Below are 19,499 nucleotides of genomic sequence, written 5' to 3'. Positions count from 1 at the left end.
GGGGCACTGCCCGGACCGACGAGAGAGCCCCTTCCGGCGCCTGCCGGAAGGGGCTCTCTCGCGCTGCGAGCGGGGTCAGTCCCGCTCGTCCTCACGGTGACGCGGTGCGGGCTGCTCGGCAGGCGCCCCGTCCACCTGGTCGGTCGACGCCTCGGGGGACGTCGTCCCCGTCGCGTCGGCGGCGTGCGACCCGGCCGCGCCGGCGTCCTGCGCGTCCGTCCCGTCGGCGGCGTGCGCGCCGGCCCCCGTCGGCGTCGCTCCGCCCTCCGTCGCGCTCCGGCGCTCGGCGGCGGGGACGGTGCCGAGCATCGCCAGGTCCGCCGCGGAGTCCTCGTCGGCCGACGCCCGCTGCGCCTCGGAGTCCGAGGAGGCCTCGGCCAGCTGGTGCGCGGGCACGCCGGCGCCGAGCGCCGCGAAGTGCTCGGCGCTGGCCTTGTCGTGGCCGAGCTCGGGGCTCGGATCGCGGCCCACCACGTACAGCAGCGTCGCGTTGACGAAGGCGATCAGCGGGATCGCGAACAGCGCGCCCGGGATCCCGGCGATCATCGCGCCGAGGGCCACGCCGAGGAACACGCCGAGGGGGTGGATCTCGACGGCCTTGCCCATGATGAAGGGCTGGAGGACGTTGCCCTCGATCTGCTGCACCGCGAGCACGATGGCGAGCATGATCAGCGCGCCGACCCATCCGTTCAGCACCAGCACCAGCAGCACGGCGATCGCGCCCGAGGCGATGGCACCGACCAGCGGGATGAAGCTGAACAGGAAGACCAGCAGCCAGATCGGCACCGCGTAGGAGCCCAGGCTCAGCGCGACCATGCCGATCGCGATGCCGGTCGCGTCGACCGCGGCGACCAGGACCTGGGTGCGCACGTAGGCCGACAGCGCCTTCCACCCGCGACGGAACGCCTCGTGGGTGGGCACACGGGCGGCGGGCGGCATCAGGCCGACGGTCCAGCGCCAGATCCCGGCACCGCCGGAGAGCATGAAGAACAGAGTGAACAGGGCGACGACGATCCCGGTGCCGATGTTGCCGAGCGCGGCGGCGGTGGTGACCGCGCCGCTGACCAGCTGGCCCGAGTACTGCTGCAGCTGCTCGAGGCCCTCCTGAAGGGCGGAGTCGATCATCGGGGTGTCGATCTGGAACGTGCTCTGCACCCACTCCAGCAGCGCCTGGAACCCCTGCACCGCGCGGCTCTGGATGTCGTCCCACTGGGCGATCAGCTGCCGCCCGGCGAGGGTGAACATCCCGGCGATCACGAGCAGCAGGCCCAGCAGCGCGATGCCGCTGGAGGCGGCACGGCCCAGGAACGTGTAGCGGGTGAGGATCTTGACCACGGGCTGGAGCAGCGCGGCGAGCAGGATCGCGATGAGCACGGGGATCACGATGGTCGTGACCTGGGTGAGCCCCCACAGCAGCAGCGCGCCGGCGGCGACGATCACGAGCAGTCGCCACGACCATGACGCGGCCCGGCGCACTCCGATCGGGATCTCCTGGACCTCGGGGGCGAGACCCGAGTCCCCGGGGGCGGGGCGCGGATTCGACATGGGGCTCCTTCCGTTCGAGCCACGGTGACTCACCGGCATCCTAGTCACCGCCTCGCTCTGCTCCGCGACTGCCACTCTCCTCCGCGACAGCCTGCGCCTTCGACGACGGCTCGATCCCGGTTCGACCGATGCTCCGCCGCGGTCGAGCACCGACGAAGGTCGAGGTCCCGCCCGCCGTGGGAGGGATCGTCGCGGACGGACCGGCCGATAGCGTGACCCCATGCACAGCGACCCCTCCCTCCCCTCCCCTCCTCCTGTCCCGGGGACCGCCCCGGAGGCGGGAGGGACCTCGGCGCAGCCCCCGGCCCACCCCTCCGGCACCGCCGAGGCGCCCGGCCCGCTCGCCGGTGCCGCCGCCCCGGTCTCCGCCGAGGCCTCGGTCCCGAGCTCGACCGCGCTGTCGATCCGCGGGCTGCGCAAGTCCTTCTCCGGCACCGAGGTGGTCCACGGCCTGTCCCTGGACGTGCCGCAGGGCTCGTTCTACGGGATCGTCGGTCCCAACGGCGCCGGCAAGACCACCACCCTGTCGATGGCGACAGGCCTGCTGCGGCCCGACGACGGCACCGCGCACGTGCTCGGCCACGACATGTGGGCCGAGCCGCAGGCGGCCAAGGCGCGCCTCGGCGTCCTCGCCGACGGGCTGCGCACCTTCGACCGGCTCACCGGACGGGAGCTGCTGACCTACGTCGGCCTGCTCCGGGGGATGGAGCCGGCCGTGGTCGAGGAGCGGATGGAGTCGCTGCTGACCGCGCTCGACCTCGCGGGCGAGGACGGGAAGCTGGTCGTGGACTACTCCGCCGGCATGACCAAGAAGATCCTGCTGGCGAGCGCCCTGCTGCACGCCCCGCGCCTGCTCGTGCTCGACGAGCCGCTCGAGGCCGTCGACCCGGTCTCCGCGCAGGTGATCCGCACGATCCTCACCGCGTACGTCGAGGGCGGCGGCACGGTCGTGCTCTCCAGCCACGTCATGGAGCTGGTCGAGGGGCTGTGCAGCCACGTCGCGATCATCGCCGAGGGGCGGCTGATGGCCGACGGCACCCTCGACCAGGTGCGCCAGGGCGGCAGCCTTGTGCAGACCTTCATCGACCTCGTCGGCGGCGGGGACGTCGCGGAGGGGAGCCTGTCGTGGTTGGAGTCCTGAGCACCGAGCACGCCCGGACCGCGGCCGCGCAGGACGTCCACCACGGCGAGATCCGCGGACGCGACCTGGTGCGCCTGCAGCTGAAGCTCAAGTGGACGCTGTGGAAGCGGTCCTACCGCAAGAACGTCGGCAAGATCATCGGCACCTCGATCGGGGCGCTCTACAGCCTGGGCGGCCTGGCGCTGCTGGTCTTCCTGTTCCTGGGCACCACGCTGTGGGCCGGGGAGGGCGAGCTGTTCCCGCAGCTCGTGCGCGGCCTCGGCGCCGTCACCGTGCTGCTGTGGTTCCTGATCCCCGTCCTCGCCTTCGGGATCGACGACACCCTGGACCCGCGCGCCTTCGCGCTCCACCCCCGCAGCGCGAAGGAGCTGCAGCCGGGGATGTTCGCCGCGGCCGCGCTGAGCCTGCCGAGCCTCTTCACGCTGCTCGCGCTCGCGATCGCCACCGCCTTCGAGCTGCTGTGGCTGGTGCTGTTCGGTCAGGGCGCCGGGTGGGTCGTGCTCGGCTCCCTTGCGCTGATCCCCGCGAACCTCGCCGGCCTCGCGCTGTGCCTGCTGCTGCCGCGGGCCTGGTTCGCCCACTCCGCCGCCCGGGCCTCGAGCCGCAAGGGCCGCGAGCTCGGCGGGATCTTCGGCTTCCTGGCGATGTTCGTGGCGATCTACGCCTTCTCGCTCTCCGCCCAGCGCATCGAGGACCTCGACATGTCCTGGGTGCGCGAGCAGCTGCCGCTGGCGACCGAGGTGCTGGCCTGGACGCCGCTCGGTGCGCTGTTCTCCGTGCCGATGGATCTCGCCGAGGGCCGGGTGCTCACGGCGCTGCTGCGCGCCCTGATCGGTGCGGCGACGATCGTGCTGGTCTGGCTGTGGTGGCGGCGCTCGATCGATCTGTCGATGACCTCGGCGCTGACCGGGGACGCCTCCTCGGGCCAGGCGAAGGTCTCCCCGCTCGTGCCGCGCTTCGTGCCCGCCGGCCCCTTCGGCGCCGTGATGGGCAAGTCCCTGCGCTACTGGCGACGGGACACCCGATATCTCGCCGCCCTCGGCATCTACCCTGTGGTGATCGTGTTCTTCGTGGCGATGGGGTTCATGGTCCCCGAGGCCCGTCCGATGATGCTGGGCATGGCCGTGTTCATGTGCGCGATGACAGGGCTGAGCATCTCCAACGAGTTCGGCTTCGACGGACCGTCCGGCTGGGTCAACATCGTCGCCGGCGCCCCGGCCCGCGCGAACCTGCTGGGCCGCATCGCGGCGATGGCGGTGCTGATGATCCCCGCGGTCGTGGTGATCACGGTCGCGCTGCCGCTGCTGTACGGACTGCCGGAGCTGATCCCGATGACCCTGCTCGGCTCGCTCGGCGCGATGATCTCCGGCTGGGGCACCTCGATGGTGGTGGGCGTGCTGCTGCCCTACCCGAGCTCTCCCCCGGGCACCAACCCGATGAAGGACAAGTCCGCCTCGAGCTCGAATGCCATGCTCTCGATGGCGATCTCGATGGTGACGGTGTTCGTGCCGATGCTGCCGCCGCTGGGTCTCGGGATCTGGGGCGTGATCGCGGGGAACCTGGCGCTGATCACCGGGGCCGGCGTGCTGGCGATCGTGATCGGCGTGGTGGTGCTGATGATCGGTCTGCGCATCGCGACGGCCCGCCTGGACGCCCGCTACCCGGACATCTTCCAGAAGGTCCGCGACCACGTCTGAGCCGGTGCCGGGCCAGGGCTGCTGACCTGGCGCCTCCGGCCCTGCACCCGGCAGTGGCAGGCGACCGGGGAGGGTCAGGCCGACGGGCCGCCGAGCGCACCGAGCTCGCGCTCCATGACCAGCGCGTCGATGCGTCGGCCGCGGATCCGGTAGTAACCGCGACGGCGGCCGATCTCCCGGTACCCGGCTGCCGCGTAGACGGCGCGGGCACGGGCATTGTCCTCGCGCACCTCGAGCAGCATCCGCTCGGCGCCGCCGGTGCGGGCCTGCTCCTCGCACCAGGCGAGCAGGGCACGGCCGATGCCCTCACCCTCGCGGCGGGTGCCGATGGTGTGGAGGTCGGCGAGGTCGCCAGCGAGCATGATCCCCGCGTAGCCGAGCAGCGCACCGCCGCGTCCGGGAAGGGTCCGCCCGTCGGCGCTGCGGGTCGGCTCGGCCCCTCCCTCGACCGCGACGACATAGCGGCGGTCGGGATGCTCGATCTCCTCGGCGAGCTGGAACACGCTCCAGGCCTCGTCGGGGAACAGCTCGAGCTCGGCGAAGGCGATCTCCTCGACGTCCTCGAGGGTCGCCGGGCGCAGGGACCAGGAGGCGCCGGCACTACCGGTCGAGCCAGCACCACCCACCGGGTCCTCACCGCTCGCCGGGCGCGCACTGGGCGCTCCGGCCGGGCCGTCGGCCCCGTCGGCGGCCGTCACCTCAGCGCCCCAGAGCGCTCTTGCGCGCGGTGGGCTTCGCGGCGTCGGGCTCACGCAGGTACATCGGCTCGGTGCTCGTGAGGTCCTCGCCGCGGACGGCGAGGGCGGAGGCGGCCAGCAGCAGGTGCCCGGCGTCGACGTGCTCGAGCTCGACGGTCGCGGGCAGCAGCTCGGGATACAGTGCGGTGCCGGAGCCGACGAGCAGGTCGCAGGCGGTCAGCTCCGCGGCGACCTCGGCGGGGGCGTCGACGGACGGCTCCGCGACGCGGAGGATCTCGCCGCCCGCCTTGCGGCGGTAGCGGGCGTGGTAGACCTCGCGGCGGCGAGCATCGAGCGCCACGCCGACGGTGACGGGGCCGCGCTCTGCGGGCACGGCGGCGAGGGCCTGGTGGGCGAGGGCGTCCAGGGAGCTCAGCCCGTGCAGGGGCACGCCGAGCACGGAGGCGATCGAGCGGGCGGAGACGAGCCCCACGCGCAGCCCGGTGAAGGGGCCCGGGCCGCGGCCGACGACCACGCCGGTCAGCTCGCCCCGGGTGACGCCCGCGGCCTGCAGGGTCTCCTCCACCAGGGCGAGCAGCACCTCGTCGTGGTGGCGCGAGCGGTGGTCGGAGCGGACGGCGAGGACCTCGAGCTCGGCGCCCGAGGACTGCGCCGCGCCCTCGGACGGGGCCGCGGCTCCCGCGACCAGCTCTCCGCGGGCGACGGCGACGCTCACCGCTCCGGAGGTGTCGATTCCCAGCAGCATCAGCGCTCTCCCTCGGCGGTGTCGGTGGTCGGGCGGCCGCGGGCCGGCCCGTCGGCGGTCGTCGTGGCGGCCTCCGAGGCGGAGGCGTCGCGGGCGGCCGCGGCATCGGCAGGCTCGGCGGTGCCGTCCGGTCCGGCGACCGCGGCGAGCGCCGCCTCGAGCGCGGCGATCGCGGCGGCGTCCCAGCGGGGCCCGCGTGGGGTGAGCCGCAGCGTGCGGGGCTCGTCCGGGTCCAGCGGGTCGTCGACCCGGTCGGGCCGCTCGAGCTCGACCAGCAGCACGGAGTCCGCGAGATGCTCGACCCGGTCCCTGCCCCATTCCACGACGGTCACGGCGCGGTCGAGGTCGGCCTCGAGGTCGAGGTCGTCGATCTCGCCCTCGCCGCCGAGGCGGTAGGCGTCCACGTGCACGAGGTCGGGGCCCTCGGCAAGATTCGGGTGGACCCGCTCGATCACGAAGGTGGGCGAGGCGACGGGGCCGCGCACGCCGAGGCCGGCGCCGAGGCCCTGGGTGAAGGTGGTCTTGCCGGCGCCGAGCGGTCCGTCCAGGACCAGCAGGTCACCCGCGCGCAGCGCCCCGGAGAGCGCCCGGGCGAGGGCGCGGGTGCCGTCCGCGTCGCGGGTGCGCAGCACGAGGGCGCCGTCGGCCTCCCCCGCCGTGCCGCGCGCTCCGCCCGGAGCGCCGGGTCCGTCGACGCCGAGCGCGTCCGCGCCGGTCCCGTCCAGCGCGCTCATGCGCGCACCTCCCGGGTGACGCGCCCGGAGACGGAGGTCAGCACCTCGTAGGGGATGGTCTCCGCGGCGCGGGCCCAGTGGTCCGCGGTCGGGGCGGAGGGGGCGTCGGGCTCTCCGCCCGCGTCGCCGAACAGGACCACCTCGTCGCCGGCGCGGGCGGCAGTCTCGGGGCCGAGGTCCACGACGATCTGGTCCATGCTGATCCGGCCCACCTGGGGGACGCGGCGGTCCCCGCTCCGGGTGCGCACGAGCACGTCGATGCTGTCCGAGGCGGTGCGGTGGAGGCCGTCGGCGTAGCCGATCGGCACCAGGCCCAGGGTCGTGGCGCGGCTGGTGCGGTGGATGCGGCCGTAGCCGACGCTGTGCCCCTCGGGCACCTCCTTGACCAGCGCGAGCCGGCTGGAGAGGGTCATCGCGGGACGCAGCGGCACGTCGGCCGGGACCGGCGGGTAGCCGTACAGCGCGATGCCGGGACGCACGATGTCGCGGTGCAGGTCGGGGCGGGTCAGGGTCGCGGCGGAGTTCGCGATGTGCTGCAGCGGGATCGGTCCCACCTCGTCCTCGAGCGCCGCGCAGGCCGAGTCGAACAGCTCCGCCTGCTGGTCGATGGAGGGTTCCTCGGGAACGTCCGCGCTGGTCAGATGGGTCCAGGCGGCGGTGAGCTGGAGGAAGTCGTCGTCGCGGATCGCGGCGCCCATCTCCCGGACCTGCCAGGGCAGAACGCCGTTGCGACCCATGCCCGTGTCGATCTTGAGGTGGACGCGGGCGCGGCGGTCGGCCTCGCGGGCGGCCTCGGCGACGAGCTGCAGCATCTCCGGGGAGCCGACGGCGACGTCGACGCCGGAGCGCAGCACCTCGGGCAGCACGATCCGCGCGGTGTGCGGCTCGTACAGCCAAGTGAGGATCTGCGCGTCGAGGTCCGCGCGGGCCAGCGCCAGCGCGCTCGCGGGATGGGCGACGCCCAGCCAGGTCGCGCCGCCCTCGAGCGCGGCCCGGGCGGCGGTGAGCATGCCGTGCCCGTAGCCGTCGGCCTTCACGACCGCCATCAGCGCCGTCTGCTCCTCCAGGAGGGTGCCCAGCGCCCGCGTGTTCTGCGTGATCGCGGAGGGGTCGATCACCGCCCGGTTGGGCACGTGCCGCGGGTCCTCGGCAGGGATCGGGATGGTCATCGGGCTCCTCGGTTCAGGTCCTGGGCGTCCGCCAGGATAGTCCCGATGGTCCCCGGCAGAGAGTCCGCGACGTCGAGGGCGACCAGGGGGTGCAGTCCGTCACGCGAGGCGAGGCGCCCGGCGCGGCCGTGCAGCAGCGCCGCGAGCGCGGCGGCGTCGGGCCCGGGCAGGCCCGCGGCGAGGAGGGCGCCGAGCACCCCGGCGAGCACGTCGCCGGTACCGGCGGTCGCGAGCTGGGGCGTGGCGTCGTCCTGGGAGCGCAGCGGCCCGCCGTCCCCGGGGGCGACGAGGGTGATCGCGCCCTTGAGCAGCACGGTCGCGCCGGTCGCGGCGGCCAGCGCGCGGGCGAGCTCGGGGGCGGGCAGGTCCGGGTCGACATCGAGGCGGCGGGCGAGGCGCTCGGCCTCGCCGCGGTGCGGGGTGAGCACCACGTCGGGGCCGAAGCGGACGCCGGGGTCGATCGCCCCGAGCGCGCCCGCGTCGAGCACGCCGCGGCGCGGCGAGGCCGACGGCACGTCCATCTGCCCGGCCAGCAGCGCGACGCCCCGGCGCACGCGCGGGTCGTCGGCGGGCAGGCCGGGGCCGATCACGACGGCATGGGTGCGGGCGAGGGTCTCGTCGTCCAGCACCCGACCGCCGGCACGGCCGGGGCCGACGGGATGGCCGACGGTCTCGGGACGGGCCCGCAGCACCAGGTCGAGCACGGCCTGCGGGGCGAGGCAGCGGACCATGCCCGCGCCGGTGCGGGCGGCGCCGGAGACGGCGAGGACCGCGGCGCCGGGATACTGCTCGCTGCCGGCCGCGAGGGCGACCACGCCGCGGCGGTACTTGGTGGAGTCGCGGCCCGGGCGCGGGAGGAGGGCGCGCACGTTGGCGTCCTCGAGCCGCTCGACCTCCGCACGGGCGGGGAGGTGCTCGTCCAGGCCGAGGTCCACCAGGTGCACGGTCCCGGCGAGCTCGGCGCCGCCGGGCAGCAGCAGTCCCGCCTTCACGGCACCGAAGGTGACGGTCTCCCGGGCCCGGAGCGCCTCGGGAGCGGCCTGCCCGGTGGTGGCGTCGACGAAGCTCGGCAGGTCCGCGGCGAGGACGGGCACGCCGCTGCGGCGCACCGCCTCGAGCAGGGGCAGGAGCTCGGCGGGCGCCTCGGGGCGGCCGCCGATCCCGAGGATCGCGTCGATCACCAGGTCGGCGCCGCTGAGGAGGTGGTCGAGGCGCTCCTCGTCGAGACTCGCGAGCGGGAGGAGGGTCCCGCCCGCCGCCTCCAGCGCGGCGGCCCCCTCCTCGTGGCGGCGCGGAGCGGTGGTGATCGCGTCGGCGGCCAGGGAGTGCTCGCGGCGCAGGATCGCGGCGGCGTGGAGGCCGTCGCCGCCGTTGGAGCCCGCCCCGGCCAGGACCAGCACCTGCGGGGCGAAGGGCGCCGAGCGCAGGTGGTGGACGGCGCGCTCGGCCAGCGCCGCGGCGGCGCGGAGCATGAGCGGCTCCCCCGCCTCGAGCAGGGGCCGCTCGGCCTCGCGGACCGCCTCGGCGCCGTGGGCCCGCAGCATCACAGGCTCCTCGGGGCGGAGGCGCGCTCGGCGACGACGATCGCGGTCGCGATCGCGCCGTCGTGCGAGAGGGAGAGGTGCAGGTGCTCGACGTCCTGCCGCTCGGCGGCGGCGAGGGTCGCGCCCCGCAGACGCAGGTGCGGGCGCCGGCCGGCGGCGCGCTCGACGGTCACGTCCTGCCAGGAGAAGTCACCGGGCGCGCCGAGGGCCTTGCCCACCGCCTCCTTCGCGGCGACCCGCGCCGCGCGCGAGGCCGGCGAGAGCTCCCGCTCCCCCGGGGTCAGGAGGCGGTCCAGCAGGGCGGGGGTGCGGGAGATCATCGCGTCCAGGCGCGGGATGTCCACGACGTCCACGCCGACGCCGACGATCCTCCCGTCCTCCCGCGGCGCGAACGCCCGCCCCCCGAAGGTCTCGTCGGGGCCGGGCGTCGGGGTCGCGGTGGGAAAGGTGCTCACGGGGGCAGTATCACACCACCGGCCGCCTCGCGGGGCGAGGCGGCCGGTGGTCGACGGCGCGAGGTGCCGCCCGGAGAGCTGCTCCTGCGAACGCGGAGAGGCCCGTCGGACGAGCGATCCCGACGGGACAGCTCATCCGAGGCGGCGGGTCACTCGACGGTGACGGACTTCGCGAGGTTGCGGGGCTGATCCACGTCCAGGCCCTTCGCGGTCGCGAGCTCGCAGGAGAAGATCTGCAGCGGGATCACGGTCAGCAGCGCCGCGAAGAGGGTGCGCGTGGCGGGCACGCGGATCACCTCGTCGGCGTAGGGCAGCACCGCGTCGTCGCCCTCCTCGGCGATCACCAGGGTGCGGGCGCCGCGGGCGCGCACCTCCTGGATGTTGGAGACGACCTTGGAGTGCAGGGAGTGACGGCCGCGCGGGGAGGGCACGATGACGAACACCGGCTGCCCCTCCTCGACCAGGGCGATCGGGCCGTGCTTGAGCTCGCCGGCGGCGAAGCCCTCGGCGTGGATGTAGGCGATCTCCTTGAGCTTGAGCGCGCCCTCCATCGCGGTGGGGTAGCCGACGTGACGACCCAGGAACAGCACGCTGGAGACGTCCTTCATGTCCTTGGCGAGCTGCTCGACCTGCGCGGAGCTGTCCAGGACCTGCTGGATCTGGGCGGGGATCTGCTCGAGGTCCTCCATCAGCGCCGCGATCTCGTCGGGGAAGAGGTTGCCGCGCACCTGGGCGAGGAACAGGCCCAGCAGGTAGCTGGCGACGATCTGGCCGAGGTACGCCTTGGTGGAGGCGACCGCGATCTCGGGGCCGACGTGCAGGTACAGCGCCGCGTCGGACTCGCGCGGGATGGTGGAGCCGCGGGTGTTGCACAGCGCGATGACCTTCGCGCCCTGCTCGCGGGCGTGGCGCACCGCCATCAGGGTGTCCATCGTCTCGCCGGACTGGGAGATCGCGACGACCAGGGTCTTCTCGGTGACGACCGGATCGCGGTAGCGGAACTCGTGGGCGAGCTCGACCTCGGTGGGGATGCGGCACCAGTGCTCGATCGCGTACTTCGCGACGGCGCCGGCGTTCGCGGCGGTGCCGCAGGCGATCACGACGATCTTGTCGATGCTGCGCAGCACTGAGGGGTCGATCTCCATGTCGTCGAGCTGGAGGGTGCCGTTCTCGAGGCGGCCGCGGAGGGTGTCGGCGACGGCGTCGGCCTGCTCGTGGATCTCCTTGGCCATGAAGGAGTCGTAGCCGCCCTTCTGCGCGGCCGCGGCGTCCCACTCGATGGTGTAGCGCTTGGCATCGGTGACCTCGTTGCCGTCGAAGTCGACGATCGCGACGGAGTCGGCGGAGACGGTGACGACCTGGTCCTGGCCGATCTCGAGCGCCTCCTTGGTGGAGTCGACGAAGGCGGCGACGTCGGAGCCGAGGAAGTTCTCGCCCTCGCCGAGGCCGACGACCAGCGGGGAGTTGCGGCGAGCGGCGACGACGACGTCCGGCGCGTCGCGGTGGACGGCCAGGAGCGTGAAGGCGCCCTCGAGGTTCGCGGCGGTGCGGCGCATCGCCTCGGTGAGGTCGCCGGCGGCCTCCATCTCACGGGCGACCAGGTGCGCGGCGGCCTCGGAGTCGGTCTCGGAGGAGAAGGTGAAGCCGTCGGCCTCGAGCTCGGCGCGCAGCGCGGCGAAGTTCTCGATGATGCCGTTGTGGACCAGGGCGAGCTCGCCGTCGCGGCCGCCGAGGTGGGGGTGGGCGTTGCCGTCCGTGGGGCCGCCGTGGGTGGCCCAGCGGGTGTGCGCGATGGCGACGTGCCCGGTGGACTCCGAGGAGCCCTCGAGCGCCTCGCGGAGGTTCGCGAGCTTGCCGGCGCGCTTGGTCACGCGCACGGCGCCGTCGTCCAGGACGGCGACGCCCGCGGAGTCGTAGCCGCGGTACTCGAGGCGGGCGAGGCCCTGGAGGGCCACGTCCACGGGACGGGAGGAGGGTGCTGCGGCGCGGGGGCCTGCGTATCCGACGATTCCACACATGCCGCTCACCGTAGCTTTCCGCGTCCCGCACGACGCCGTGCACACAGGATCCGAGCGAGTCGTTCCTCACCTCGCGGCCCCTCGCCGCGCAGGCGTGGCCGAGCGTGCACGGGACCGATCAGAAATACGCAGACGGGACCGAGCGCGCTGGTCGCCCCGCCCCGTCCCCTGCACCCGGTCGTCCCGTCGGTCGCGGCCGGACAGGGCGCCGGGCCGTGCCGGGCCGGGCGCCGGGAACGGCTCCGCCCGGTGGGTCGACGCACCGCTGCACGGCTCGGCGCCGGAATGCTGGAAGAATCTCCCGCATGAAGGCAGCATCGGCGCACGCCACGGTCACCCCGTTCGAGGAGATCCTCCGAGAGGACTGGGCCCGGCTCTCCCAGCAGACCCCGCTGCCACTGGACGAGGGGGACGTGGACCGCCTGCGGGGCCTCGGCGACCGGGTGGACCTCTCCGAGGTCGACGCCGTCTACCGCCCCATCTCGCGCCTGCTGAACATCCAGGTCGCCGCCGCGCAGTCGCTGCGACGCGCGCGGGAGGAGTTCCTGGACCAGCGCCAGCAGCGCACCCCGTACATCATCGGCGTGGCCGGCTCGGTGGCCGTCGGCAAGTCGACCACCGCCCGCCTGCTGCGCGAGCTCATGGCCCGCTGGCCCGAGACCCCGCGCGTGCAGCTCGTGACCACCGACGGCTTCCTGTACCCCAATCGCGTGCTCGAGTCGCGCGGGATCATGCAGCGCAAGGGCTTCCCGGAGAGCTACGACCGGCGCCGCCTGCTGCGCTTCGTGGCGGATGTGAAGGCCGGGCAGGAGCGGGTCGAGGCGCCGGTCTACTCCCACCTGACCTACGACATCCTCGAGGACGAGAAGGTGGTGGTGGAGCAGCCGGACGTGCTCATCGTCGAGGGCCTGAACGTGCTGCAGCCGGCCCGGCCCCGCCGCGACGGACGGCTCGGCATGGCCGTCTCGGACTTCTTCGACTTCTCCGTCTACGTCGATGCGCGGGCCGAGGACGTCCAGCGCTGGTACGTGGACCGCTTCCTCACGCTGCGCCGCACCGCGTTCTCCGACCCGCGCTCCTACTTCCGCCGCTACGCCGACCTCACCGACGAGGAGGCCGTGCAGACCGCGCAGCGGATCTGGAGCTCGATCAACGGCCCGAACCTCGCCGAGAACGTGATCCCCACCCGCGGCCGCGCCGACCTCGTGCTGCGCAAGGACGGCCGGCACCGCGTCCACTCGGTGCTGCTGCGCAAGGTCTGAGCCCGCGGGGCCGAGGCCCGGCCGGGCCTGCCGCACCGGCGCGTGCCCTGCGCGCCTGTCCGACCACGGCGCGACCCGGCCGCGCAGCTCCGAGCCGGCGCGCCGCGCGTCCCCAGCGCGCATCCCCGCCGCGCGTCCACACTTTTGCGCCCGTGACGACTCATGCGGTGGCTCGCATGAGTCGTCACGGGCGCAGAAGCTTCGCCCGCGCCCGTCAGGATGCGGTCGGGCGCGGGCCGGGCCGGATGCGGTCGGGCGCGGGCCGGGGCCGTGTGCGTCGGCCCCGGCCCGTGCGGGGGTCAGAGCCCGACGCGCTCGCGGACGACGACGGCGAGGCGCTCGGCCACGGCGGTGGCCTGCTCGTCGGTGGGGGCCTCGACCATCACGCGCACGACGGGCTCGGTGCCGGAGGGGCGCAGCAGCACGCGACCGGTCTCCCCGAGCTCCTCCTCCGCCGCCTCGATCGCGTCGCCGACACCGCGGTCGATGGTGGCCTTGGCCTTGTCGACGTCCTTGACGTTGATCAGCGCCTGCGGCATGCGGGTCATGACGGCCTTGAGCTCGGCGGCGGTGCGGCCGGTCTCGGCGATCCGCTGCAGCAGGTGGAGGGCGGTGAGCTCGCCGTCACCGGTGGTGGCGTGCTCGGCGATGATCACGTGGCCGGACTGCTCGCCGCCGATGGAGAAGCCGCCGAGGTTCATCTCCTCGAGCACGTAGCGGTCGCCGACGGCGGTCTGCCCCAGCACGATCCCGTGCTCCTTCATGGCGAGCTTGAGGCCGAGGTTGCTCATGACGGTGACGACCAGGGTGTCCTCGTGGAGCTTGCCGCGCTCCTTGAGGTCCAGGGCCAGGATCGCCATGATCTGGTCGCCGTCGATGATCTCGCCCGCCGCATCGACGGCGAGGCAGCGGTCGGCGTCGCCGTCGAAGGCCACGCCGATGTCGGCGCCGTGCTCGCGCACCGCGGCCTGCAGCGGCTCGAGGTGGGTGGAGCCGACGCCGTCGTTGATCAGACCGCCGTCGGAGCAGTCGCCGATCACGTGCACGGTCGCGCCGGCGCGGCGCAGCGCCTCGGGGCCGGAGATCGCGGCGGCGCCGTTGGCGCAGTCGGCGACGACGGTGAGGCCCTCGAGGGAGCGGTCCAGGGTCCCCACGAGGTGGGTCACGTACTCCTCGATCGCGCCCTCGTAGCGGGTGATGGTGCCGACGTCGGTGCCCTGCGGGCGCTCCCACTGCTCCCCGAGGCGGGCCTCGATCGCGTCCTCGACCTCGTCGGGCAGCTTGGTGCCGCCGCGGGCGAAGAACTTGATGCCGTTGTCGGGGGCGGGGTTGTGGGAGGCGGAGATCATCACGCCGAGGTCCGCGCCCGTGGACTGCACGAGATAGGCGAGGCCCGGCGTGGGCAGCACCTCGGCGTCGAGCACGTCCACGCCCGCGGAGGCGAGGCCGGCGCTGACCGCGGCGGCGAGGAAGTGCCCCGAGGGACGGGTGTCGCGGGCGACGATCGCGCGGGGGCGGGTGCCGCCGAAGGCGCCGAGCGTGCCGAGCACGTGCGCCGCGCCCACGGACAGCTCGACCGCGAGCTCCGCGGTGATGTCGTCGTTGGCGCGTCCGCGCACTCCGTCGGTGCCGAAGAGTCGTGCCACGGGGGTCTCCTAGGAAGTATCGGGGGTGGTGCTGCTCCCGGGTCGGGGTCGACGGTGTCGTCGATGCCGCGGCGACCGGGAGGACGCTGTGAGACTACCCGCTGAGGGTCGTGAATCCGGTGAGATCCCTCGTGCACGGGGTGCGGCGCGGGTTACGTTGGCGGGATGTCCCGAACGGTCCTGCTCCCTCGACTGCTGCCCTCCGCGATCAGCCACCACGTGGGCGATCGCACGGCGGGCAGGAGCCTCGCCGCCGCGCGCGGCGGGAGCGTGGGCGCGGTGGACTGGGACGAGGCGAGCTCGACCCTGTCCGCCCCGGTCGCCGACGCCGACGGCGCCCCGCATCACGCCGAGGCAGTCCTGACCGAGTACGAGGAGGACGCCGTCTCCCGCCGTTTCCAGACCCCGGGGCCGGGCGGGCTGTGGCGGCCGGTCTCCTCGCGCTGCGACTGCTCGGTGGGCGAGTCGTGCCTGCACGTCGGCGCGCTGCTGTACCGGACCAACGACCTCGCCGTCCGCGCCGCGCGGGAGGAGCCGCCCGCGGAGTGGCGCACCGTGCTGCGCCCCCTGCTGAGCTCCCGCGCCTCCTCCGCGCGCTCCGGGCCGGTCGCGAAGCCGCTCGCGCTACGGGTGGATCTCGAGGCGGCCACCTCGGGCACCGGCACCTCCCGCCACCACCGCGAGGTCGCCACGCCCGCGCATCTCGCCGCCGGCGCTGAGCTGTGGCTGGGCCTGCGCCCTGTGACCCGCGGACGCAAGGGCCTGTGGATCAAGGGCGACCTCTCCTGGCGCAGCTTCGAGTTCCGCCTCGCGGGCCGCGAGTACGACCCCGCCCAGGGTGAGGCGCTGACCAGGATCTTCGCGGCCGCCTCGGTGGAGCGCTCCTACACCTCCGGTGCGGTCGACCACCTGTGGCTGAACACCATCACCTCGCCCCTGCTGTGGCAGGCGCTCGCCCATGCGCTGGACGCGGGGGTCGAGCTGCTGCCCGGCAGCGGCCTGGCCGCGATCTCCCTCGCGCGCGACGGGGAGGCGGGTCTGGACCTGCGCTCCGAGCAGGACACCGGCGCCCTCGCGGTCGCCCCGCGCTTCGCGATCGACGGCCTCAAGACGGAGCACGGCCGGCTGCTCGGCGGCGCCGGGGTGCTCGAGGCGCTCCCCGCGGACGAGGAGCTGCTCGCCGCCCGCATCGCCCCACTGCCCGCCGCGGTGCCGCGCGACCTGCGCACCCTCCTGCACCGTCGGGAGCCGCTGCGCGTCCCCGCCGCGGACCGCGAGGCGTTCCTCGAGGTCGCCTACCCGAAGCTGCGCGCGCTGAGCCCCATGACCAGCCTCGACGGCAGCGTCGCGCTGCCGGCGGCCCGTCGGCCCGCCCTCCACCTCGAGGCCGCCTACGCCGACGGAGACCGGCTCGCCCTGCGCTGGTCCTGGGCTTACCACGACCCGGACCGGCGCCTGCCGATCGACCAGCGCCAGGGCGCGCACCGCGACACCGCCCACGAGGACGCGGTGATCGCCGAGGCCATGACCCTGTGGCCCCACCGGCCCACCGACGCCGCCCAGCTCCTCTCCGGCGTGGACACCGCCGAGTTCACCGCCCACGTGCTCGATGCGCTGGACGCCCTGGACCACGTAGAGGTCGAGGTCACCGGCACCCGCCACGCCTACCGAGAGCTCGACGGCGCCCCGCAGGTGCGGATCACCCAGCACGCCTCCCCCGGCAAGAACGACTGGTTCGACCTCGGCTTCGACATCACCGTCGAGGGCCGGCAGATCCCCTTCCCGAGCCTGTTCGTGGCGCTCGCCCGCGGCCGGGACAAGCTGCTGATGCCGGACAAGACCTACTTCTCCCTGGACCACCCCGCCTTCGACGCCCTGCGCGAGCTGATCCGCGAGGGCGAGGCGCTCGCGGAGTGGGAGCCCGAGGTCCAGCGGATCTCGAAGTACCAGGTCGACATGTGGGACGAGCTCGCCGAGATCGCCGACCAGACCGAGGCGAGCGCGCAGTGGAGCGCGGTCGTCGACCCGCTGCGCACCCTCGAGCACCGCCCCGCGCCGCCGCTGCCCCGCGGCCTGCAGGCGGAGCTGCGGCCCTACCAGCGCGAGGGCTTCGCGTGGCTGGCCATGCTCTTCGACCAGGGCCTCGGCGGGGTGCTCGCCGACGACATGGGCCTGGGCAAGACGGTGCAGACCCTCGCCCTGATCGCCCATGCCCGCGAGCAGTCCCCGTCGGCCCCGCCCTTCCTCGTCGTCGCCCCCGCCTCGGTGCTGCCGGTGTGGCGCCGGGAGGCCGAGCGCTTCGCGCCGGGGCTGCGCGTGCGGGTGCTCGAGGGCACCTCCGCCTCCCGCGGCGGCGCCGCCGAGGAGGACCTCGAGAGCGTGGACCTCGTGGTGACCAGCTATGCGGTGCTGCGACTGGACGAGGAGCTGTTCGCCTCGTACCGCTTCCAGGGCTTCGTGCTGGACGAGGCCCAGTTCGTGAAGAACCGCCGCTCCCGCACGCACCTGGCCGCGAAGCGGGTGCGCGCCGGCATGCGCCTCGCGATCACGGGCACCCCGATGGAGAACTCCCTGGACGACCTGTGGGCGATCCTCGACCTGGTCGCGCCGGGCCTGCTCGGCACCGCGATCGGCTTCCGCAAGCGCTTCACGCTCCCGATCGCGACCGGCGAGGCGCCGCAGCGGATGGAGCAGCTGCGCCGTCGGATCCGCCCCTTCCTGCTGCGCCGCACCAAGGAGCTCGTCGCGAAGGAGCTGCCGGAGAAGCACGAGGAGGTGCTCACGGTGACGCTGTCGCCGGAGCACCGCGCGGTCTACGACTCGGTGCTGCAGCGCGAGCGGAAGAAGGTGCTGGGCCTGATCGACACGGACCTGGACCGCTCCCGCTTCATCGTCTTCCGCTCCCTGACCCTGCTGCGGATGCTGGCGCTGGACCCCTCGCTGGTGGACGCGGAGGAGTACGCGGACGTGCCCAGCTCTAAGCTCGAGGCGCTCTTCGACCGGCTCGAGGAGGTCATCGGCGACGGGCACCGGGTGCTGCTGTTCAGCCAGTTCACGACCTATCTCGACCGGGTCGCGGGCGAGCTCTCCGCGCGCGGGATCGACTTCGCGCACCTGGACGGCTCGAACCGGGACCGCGATGCGGCCGTCAGCGGCTTCCGCGACGGGGACGCGCCGGTGTTCCTGATCTCGCTGAAGGCGGGCGGCTTCGGCCTCACCCTCACCGAGGCGGACTACGTCTTCCTGCTGGACCCGTGGTGGAACCCGGCGGCGGAGAACCAGGCCGTGGACCGCGCCCATCGCATCGGCCAGGACCGGCAGGTGATGGTGTACCGGATGATCGCGGAGGACACGATCGAGGAGAAGGTCCTGGCGCTGCAGCGCCGCAAGGCCGAGCTGTTCGACTCGCTCACCGATGGCGGGCAGGCGTTCCGCTCCGCCGTCACCGCCGAGGACCTGCGCGAGCTGCTGAGCTGAGGGAGCGGCCGACGCGGCTCGGCCCCGACGTCGGCCCGGGATCGGTGCGAGGTCGGTCCCACCGGCCGACACGGGATCAGTCCCGCCAGGCAGGCAGGGCAGCCCCGTACTCTCCGACGTCCTGCGCGATCGTCCGTCCGTCGAGGCGCAGGGCCGGCGGCACCGCCTCCAGCTCCCGCTCCCCCGCCCGGACCCGGACCCGCGGCACCGGGAGCTCGATGCCGTTCTCCCCCGTCCGGCGCGGCAGCGCCCACAGCTCCTCGGCGGCGCCGAGCAGGCTGAGGCGCAGTGTCCGGGCGCGCGCCTCCGCGAAGGCGTCCAGCACCTCGGCGGCGAGCCGGTGGCCGGTTGCGAGGTCGAGCGCCTGGACGGGCAGCGCCCCGGGCCTGTCCTCGGTGCTGCAGAGGCTCGCGATCCCCGTGGCGGCCTGCACGATCGAGTCGAAGCCGGCGCGTCCTCCCCACGGGCCGGTGTCTCCCCAGGCGGAGAGCTCGGCGATCACCGCCTGCGGCGCGATCCGGGCGAGGGCGTCGGCACCCATCCCGTGCCGGGCGAGCGCTCCGGGGCGGTAGCCGGTGAGGATCGCGTCGGCCGAGGCGGCGAGCTCCAGCGCGCGGGCGCGGTCCTCCTCGCGCCGCAGGTCCAGCAGGGTCGAGCGCTTGCCCATGCCGGTGGCGAGGTGCTGGGCGGGGATCTCCGGGCGCTGCGGCGGGTCCACGCGCAGCACGTCGGCGCCGAGGCACGCGAGCAGCTGGGTCGCGGTGGGTCCGGCGAGCACGCGGGTGAGGTCCAGGACCCGCACCCCGTCCAGCGGCAGGGCGCCGCCGCCCGCCGCCGCGTCGAACGGTGGGAGCGCCGGGCGCTCTCCGCGGTCCTCGCGCTCGACCCCGCCGTGCCCGGCGCGCGCGAGCGCCTGGGAATGCCGTGCCCACTCGGCGCGCTCCCGGACCCGGACCGCGATCCCTCCGGCCTCGGCGACCTCGTCCTCGATGTCCGCGGCGCGGCGACCGGCGAGGACGCTCTCGAGCCCGGCCCGGTCGCGGATCCCGTAGAGCTCGCGCAGCGCCGCGGCGTGGTGGGGGAAGTTGCCGTGCAGCCGCACCCATCCGTCGGCCGCCCGCACGAACCCGGACAGCTCCGCCCAGGTCTCCACGCCCTCCCCGTCAACGCGCAGGTGGTCGTAGGCGGCGAAGCTCGCGCCGATCAGCGCCGGGGAGGTATCGACATGGACATCGAGCCCGCGTGCGCGGGCGAGGTGAGCGGCGGCGTCCCGGGCACGGTCCACGGCGTCGCAAGCGAAGGTCTCGACGTCCAGCGGGCAATCCCACCAGCGGTCCGTGGCGGAGGTCATGCCCGGCACGGTATCGC

The 19,499-nt window shown here is 74.3% G+C and carries 14 protein-coding genes; 4 read left to right on the top strand and 10 right to left on the bottom strand.

Annotated features, from left to right (window positions below):
* Window positions 1–75 precede the first annotated feature (75 nt).
* Window positions 76–1,545: an AI-2E family transporter gene (locus tag A4A78_RS07350; protein WP_062947648.1), complete on the bottom strand. Its 1,470-nt coding sequence runs from the start codon at window positions 1,543–1,545 to the stop codon at window positions 76–78.
* A 220-nt stretch (window positions 1,546–1,765) separates the two neighbouring features.
* Between A4A78_RS07350 and A4A78_RS07345 the strand changes: the two genes are divergently transcribed.
* Together A4A78_RS07345 and A4A78_RS07340 are read left to right on the top strand one after the other, a co-directional pair.
* A complete protein-coding gene (locus A4A78_RS07345) occupies window positions 1,766–2,686 on the top strand; it encodes an ABC transporter ATP-binding protein (RefSeq protein ID WP_082835220.1) in 921 nt (306 codons plus the stop codon).
* Window positions 2,671–4,383, top strand: coding sequence for a hypothetical protein (locus A4A78_RS07340; RefSeq protein ID WP_062947647.1), 1,713 nt, complete (start codon window positions 2,671–2,673; stop codon window positions 4,381–4,383). The genes A4A78_RS07345 and A4A78_RS07340 overlap by 16 nt, the downstream gene beginning before the upstream one ends.
* Before the next feature lie 74 nt (window positions 4,384–4,457).
* On the opposite strand, the gene A4A78_RS07335 is transcribed toward A4A78_RS07340, so the two are convergent.
* The 7 genes from A4A78_RS07335 to glmS form a co-directional block, all read right to left on the bottom strand.
* A complete protein-coding gene (locus tag A4A78_RS07335) occupies window positions 4,458–5,009 on the bottom strand; it encodes a GNAT family N-acetyltransferase (protein ID WP_062947646.1) in 552 nt (183 codons plus the stop codon).
* Window positions 5,010–5,082: 73 nt separating this feature from the next.
* Window positions 5,083–5,826 carry a tRNA (adenosine(37)-N6)-threonylcarbamoyltransferase complex dimerization subunit type 1 TsaB gene (tsaB, locus tag A4A78_RS07330; protein WP_062947645.1) on the bottom strand — a complete coding sequence of 248 codons (744 nt, stop codon included), beginning with the start codon at window positions 5,824–5,826 and terminating at the stop codon, window positions 5,083–5,085.
* On the bottom strand, window positions 5,826–6,560 hold the full coding sequence (tsaE, locus tag A4A78_RS07325; RefSeq protein WP_062947644.1) for a tRNA (adenosine(37)-N6)-threonylcarbamoyltransferase complex ATPase subunit type 1 TsaE: 735 nt from the start codon (window positions 6,558–6,560) through the stop codon (window positions 5,826–5,828). Before tsaE ends, tsaB begins: the two co-directional genes overlap by 1 nt.
* Window positions 6,557–7,729: an alanine racemase gene (gene alr, locus A4A78_RS07320; protein ID WP_062947643.1), complete on the bottom strand. Its 1,173-nt coding sequence runs from the start codon at window positions 7,727–7,729 to the stop codon at window positions 6,557–6,559. The genes tsaE and alr overlap by 4 nt, the downstream gene beginning before the upstream one ends.
* Entirely contained in the window at window positions 7,726–9,273 is a 1,548-nt protein-coding gene (locus A4A78_RS07315; protein WP_062947642.1) for an NAD(P)H-hydrate dehydratase, read from the bottom strand. The genes alr and A4A78_RS07315 overlap by 4 nt, the downstream gene beginning before the upstream one ends.
* Window positions 9,273–9,728: a holo-ACP synthase gene (locus A4A78_RS07310; protein WP_197466636.1), complete on the bottom strand. Its 456-nt coding sequence runs from the start codon at window positions 9,726–9,728 to the stop codon at window positions 9,273–9,275. Before A4A78_RS07310 ends, A4A78_RS07315 begins: the two co-directional genes overlap by 1 nt.
* A 149-nt stretch (window positions 9,729–9,877) precedes the next feature.
* A complete protein-coding gene (gene glmS, locus A4A78_RS07305) occupies window positions 9,878–11,746 on the bottom strand; it encodes a glutamine--fructose-6-phosphate transaminase (isomerizing) (protein WP_062947641.1) in 1,869 nt (622 codons plus the stop codon).
* 305 nt (window positions 11,747–12,051) lie between these two features.
* On the opposite strand from glmS, the gene coaA reads away from it, so the two are divergent.
* The gene (gene coaA, locus A4A78_RS07300; protein ID WP_062947640.1) at window positions 12,052–13,008 is read left to right on the top strand and encodes a type I pantothenate kinase; all 957 of its coding nucleotides are present in this window, start codon (window positions 12,052–12,054) and stop codon (window positions 13,006–13,008) included.
* A 299-nt stretch (window positions 13,009–13,307) separates the two neighbouring features.
* Here the strand turns inward: coaA and glmM are convergent, their stop codons facing one another.
* Window positions 13,308–14,654, bottom strand: coding sequence for a phosphoglucosamine mutase (glmM, locus tag A4A78_RS07295; RefSeq protein WP_062947639.1), 1,347 nt, complete (start codon window positions 14,652–14,654; stop codon window positions 13,308–13,310).
* Window positions 14,655–14,819: 165 nt separating this feature from the next.
* Between glmM and A4A78_RS07290 the strand changes: the two genes are divergently transcribed.
* Window positions 14,820–18,131: a DEAD/DEAH box helicase gene (locus A4A78_RS07290; protein ID WP_062947638.1), complete on the top strand. Its 3,312-nt coding sequence runs from the start codon at window positions 14,820–14,822 to the stop codon at window positions 18,129–18,131.
* 76 nt (window positions 18,132–18,207) lie between these two features.
* Here the strand turns inward: A4A78_RS07290 and A4A78_RS07285 are convergent, their stop codons facing one another.
* Window positions 18,208–19,482 carry a CoA transferase gene (locus A4A78_RS07285; protein WP_062947637.1) on the bottom strand — a complete coding sequence of 425 codons (1,275 nt, stop codon included), beginning with the start codon at window positions 19,480–19,482 and terminating at the stop codon, window positions 18,208–18,210.
* Between the last annotated feature and the right edge of the window lie 17 nt (window positions 19,483–19,499).

It is taken from the genome of Brachybacterium sp. sponge, assembly GCF_001613775.1.
Classification (GTDB): Bacteria; Actinomycetota; Actinomycetes; order Actinomycetales; family Dermabacteraceae; genus Brachybacterium; species Brachybacterium conglomeratum.
The sequence above is the reverse complement of the archived record's forward strand: the minus strand, read 5'-3'. Positions and strand labels throughout refer to the sequence as shown.

Excerpts from the sequence above, each read along its gene's own strand:
- A4A78_RS07350 (WP_062947648.1), bottom strand. The coding sequence starts at position 1,545 with ATGTCGAATCCGCGCCCCGCCCCCGGGGACTCGGGTCTCGCCCCCGAG.
- A4A78_RS07345 (WP_082835220.1), top strand. The coding sequence starts at position 1,766 with ATGCACAGCGACCCCTCCCTCCCCTCCCCTCCTCCTGTCCCGGGGACC.
- tsaB (WP_062947645.1), bottom strand. The coding sequence starts at position 5,826 with ATGCTGCTGGGAATCGACACCTCCGGAGCGGTGAGCGTCGCCGTCGCC.
- tsaE (WP_062947644.1), bottom strand. The coding sequence starts at position 6,560 with ATGAGCGCGCTGGACGGGACCGGCGCGGACGCGCTCGGCGTCGACGGA.
- alr (WP_062947643.1), bottom strand. The coding sequence starts at position 7,729 with ATGACCATCCCGATCCCTGCCGAGGACCCGCGGCACGTGCCCAACCGG.
- A4A78_RS07315 (WP_062947642.1), bottom strand. The coding sequence starts at position 9,273 with ATGCTGCGGGCCCACGGCGCCGAGGCGGTCCGCGAGGCCGAGCGGCCC.
- glmS (WP_062947641.1), bottom strand. The coding sequence starts at position 11,746 with ATGTGTGGAATCGTCGGATACGCAGGCCCCCGCGCCGCAGCACCCTCC.
- coaA (WP_062947640.1), top strand. The coding sequence starts at position 12,052 with ATGAAGGCAGCATCGGCGCACGCCACGGTCACCCCGTTCGAGGAGATC.
- A4A78_RS07290 (WP_062947638.1), top strand. The coding sequence starts at position 14,820 with ATGTCCCGAACGGTCCTGCTCCCTCGACTGCTGCCCTCCGCGATCAGC.
- A4A78_RS07285 (WP_062947637.1), bottom strand. The coding sequence starts at position 19,482 with ATGACCTCCGCCACGGACCGCTGGTGGGATTGCCCGCTGGACGTCGAG.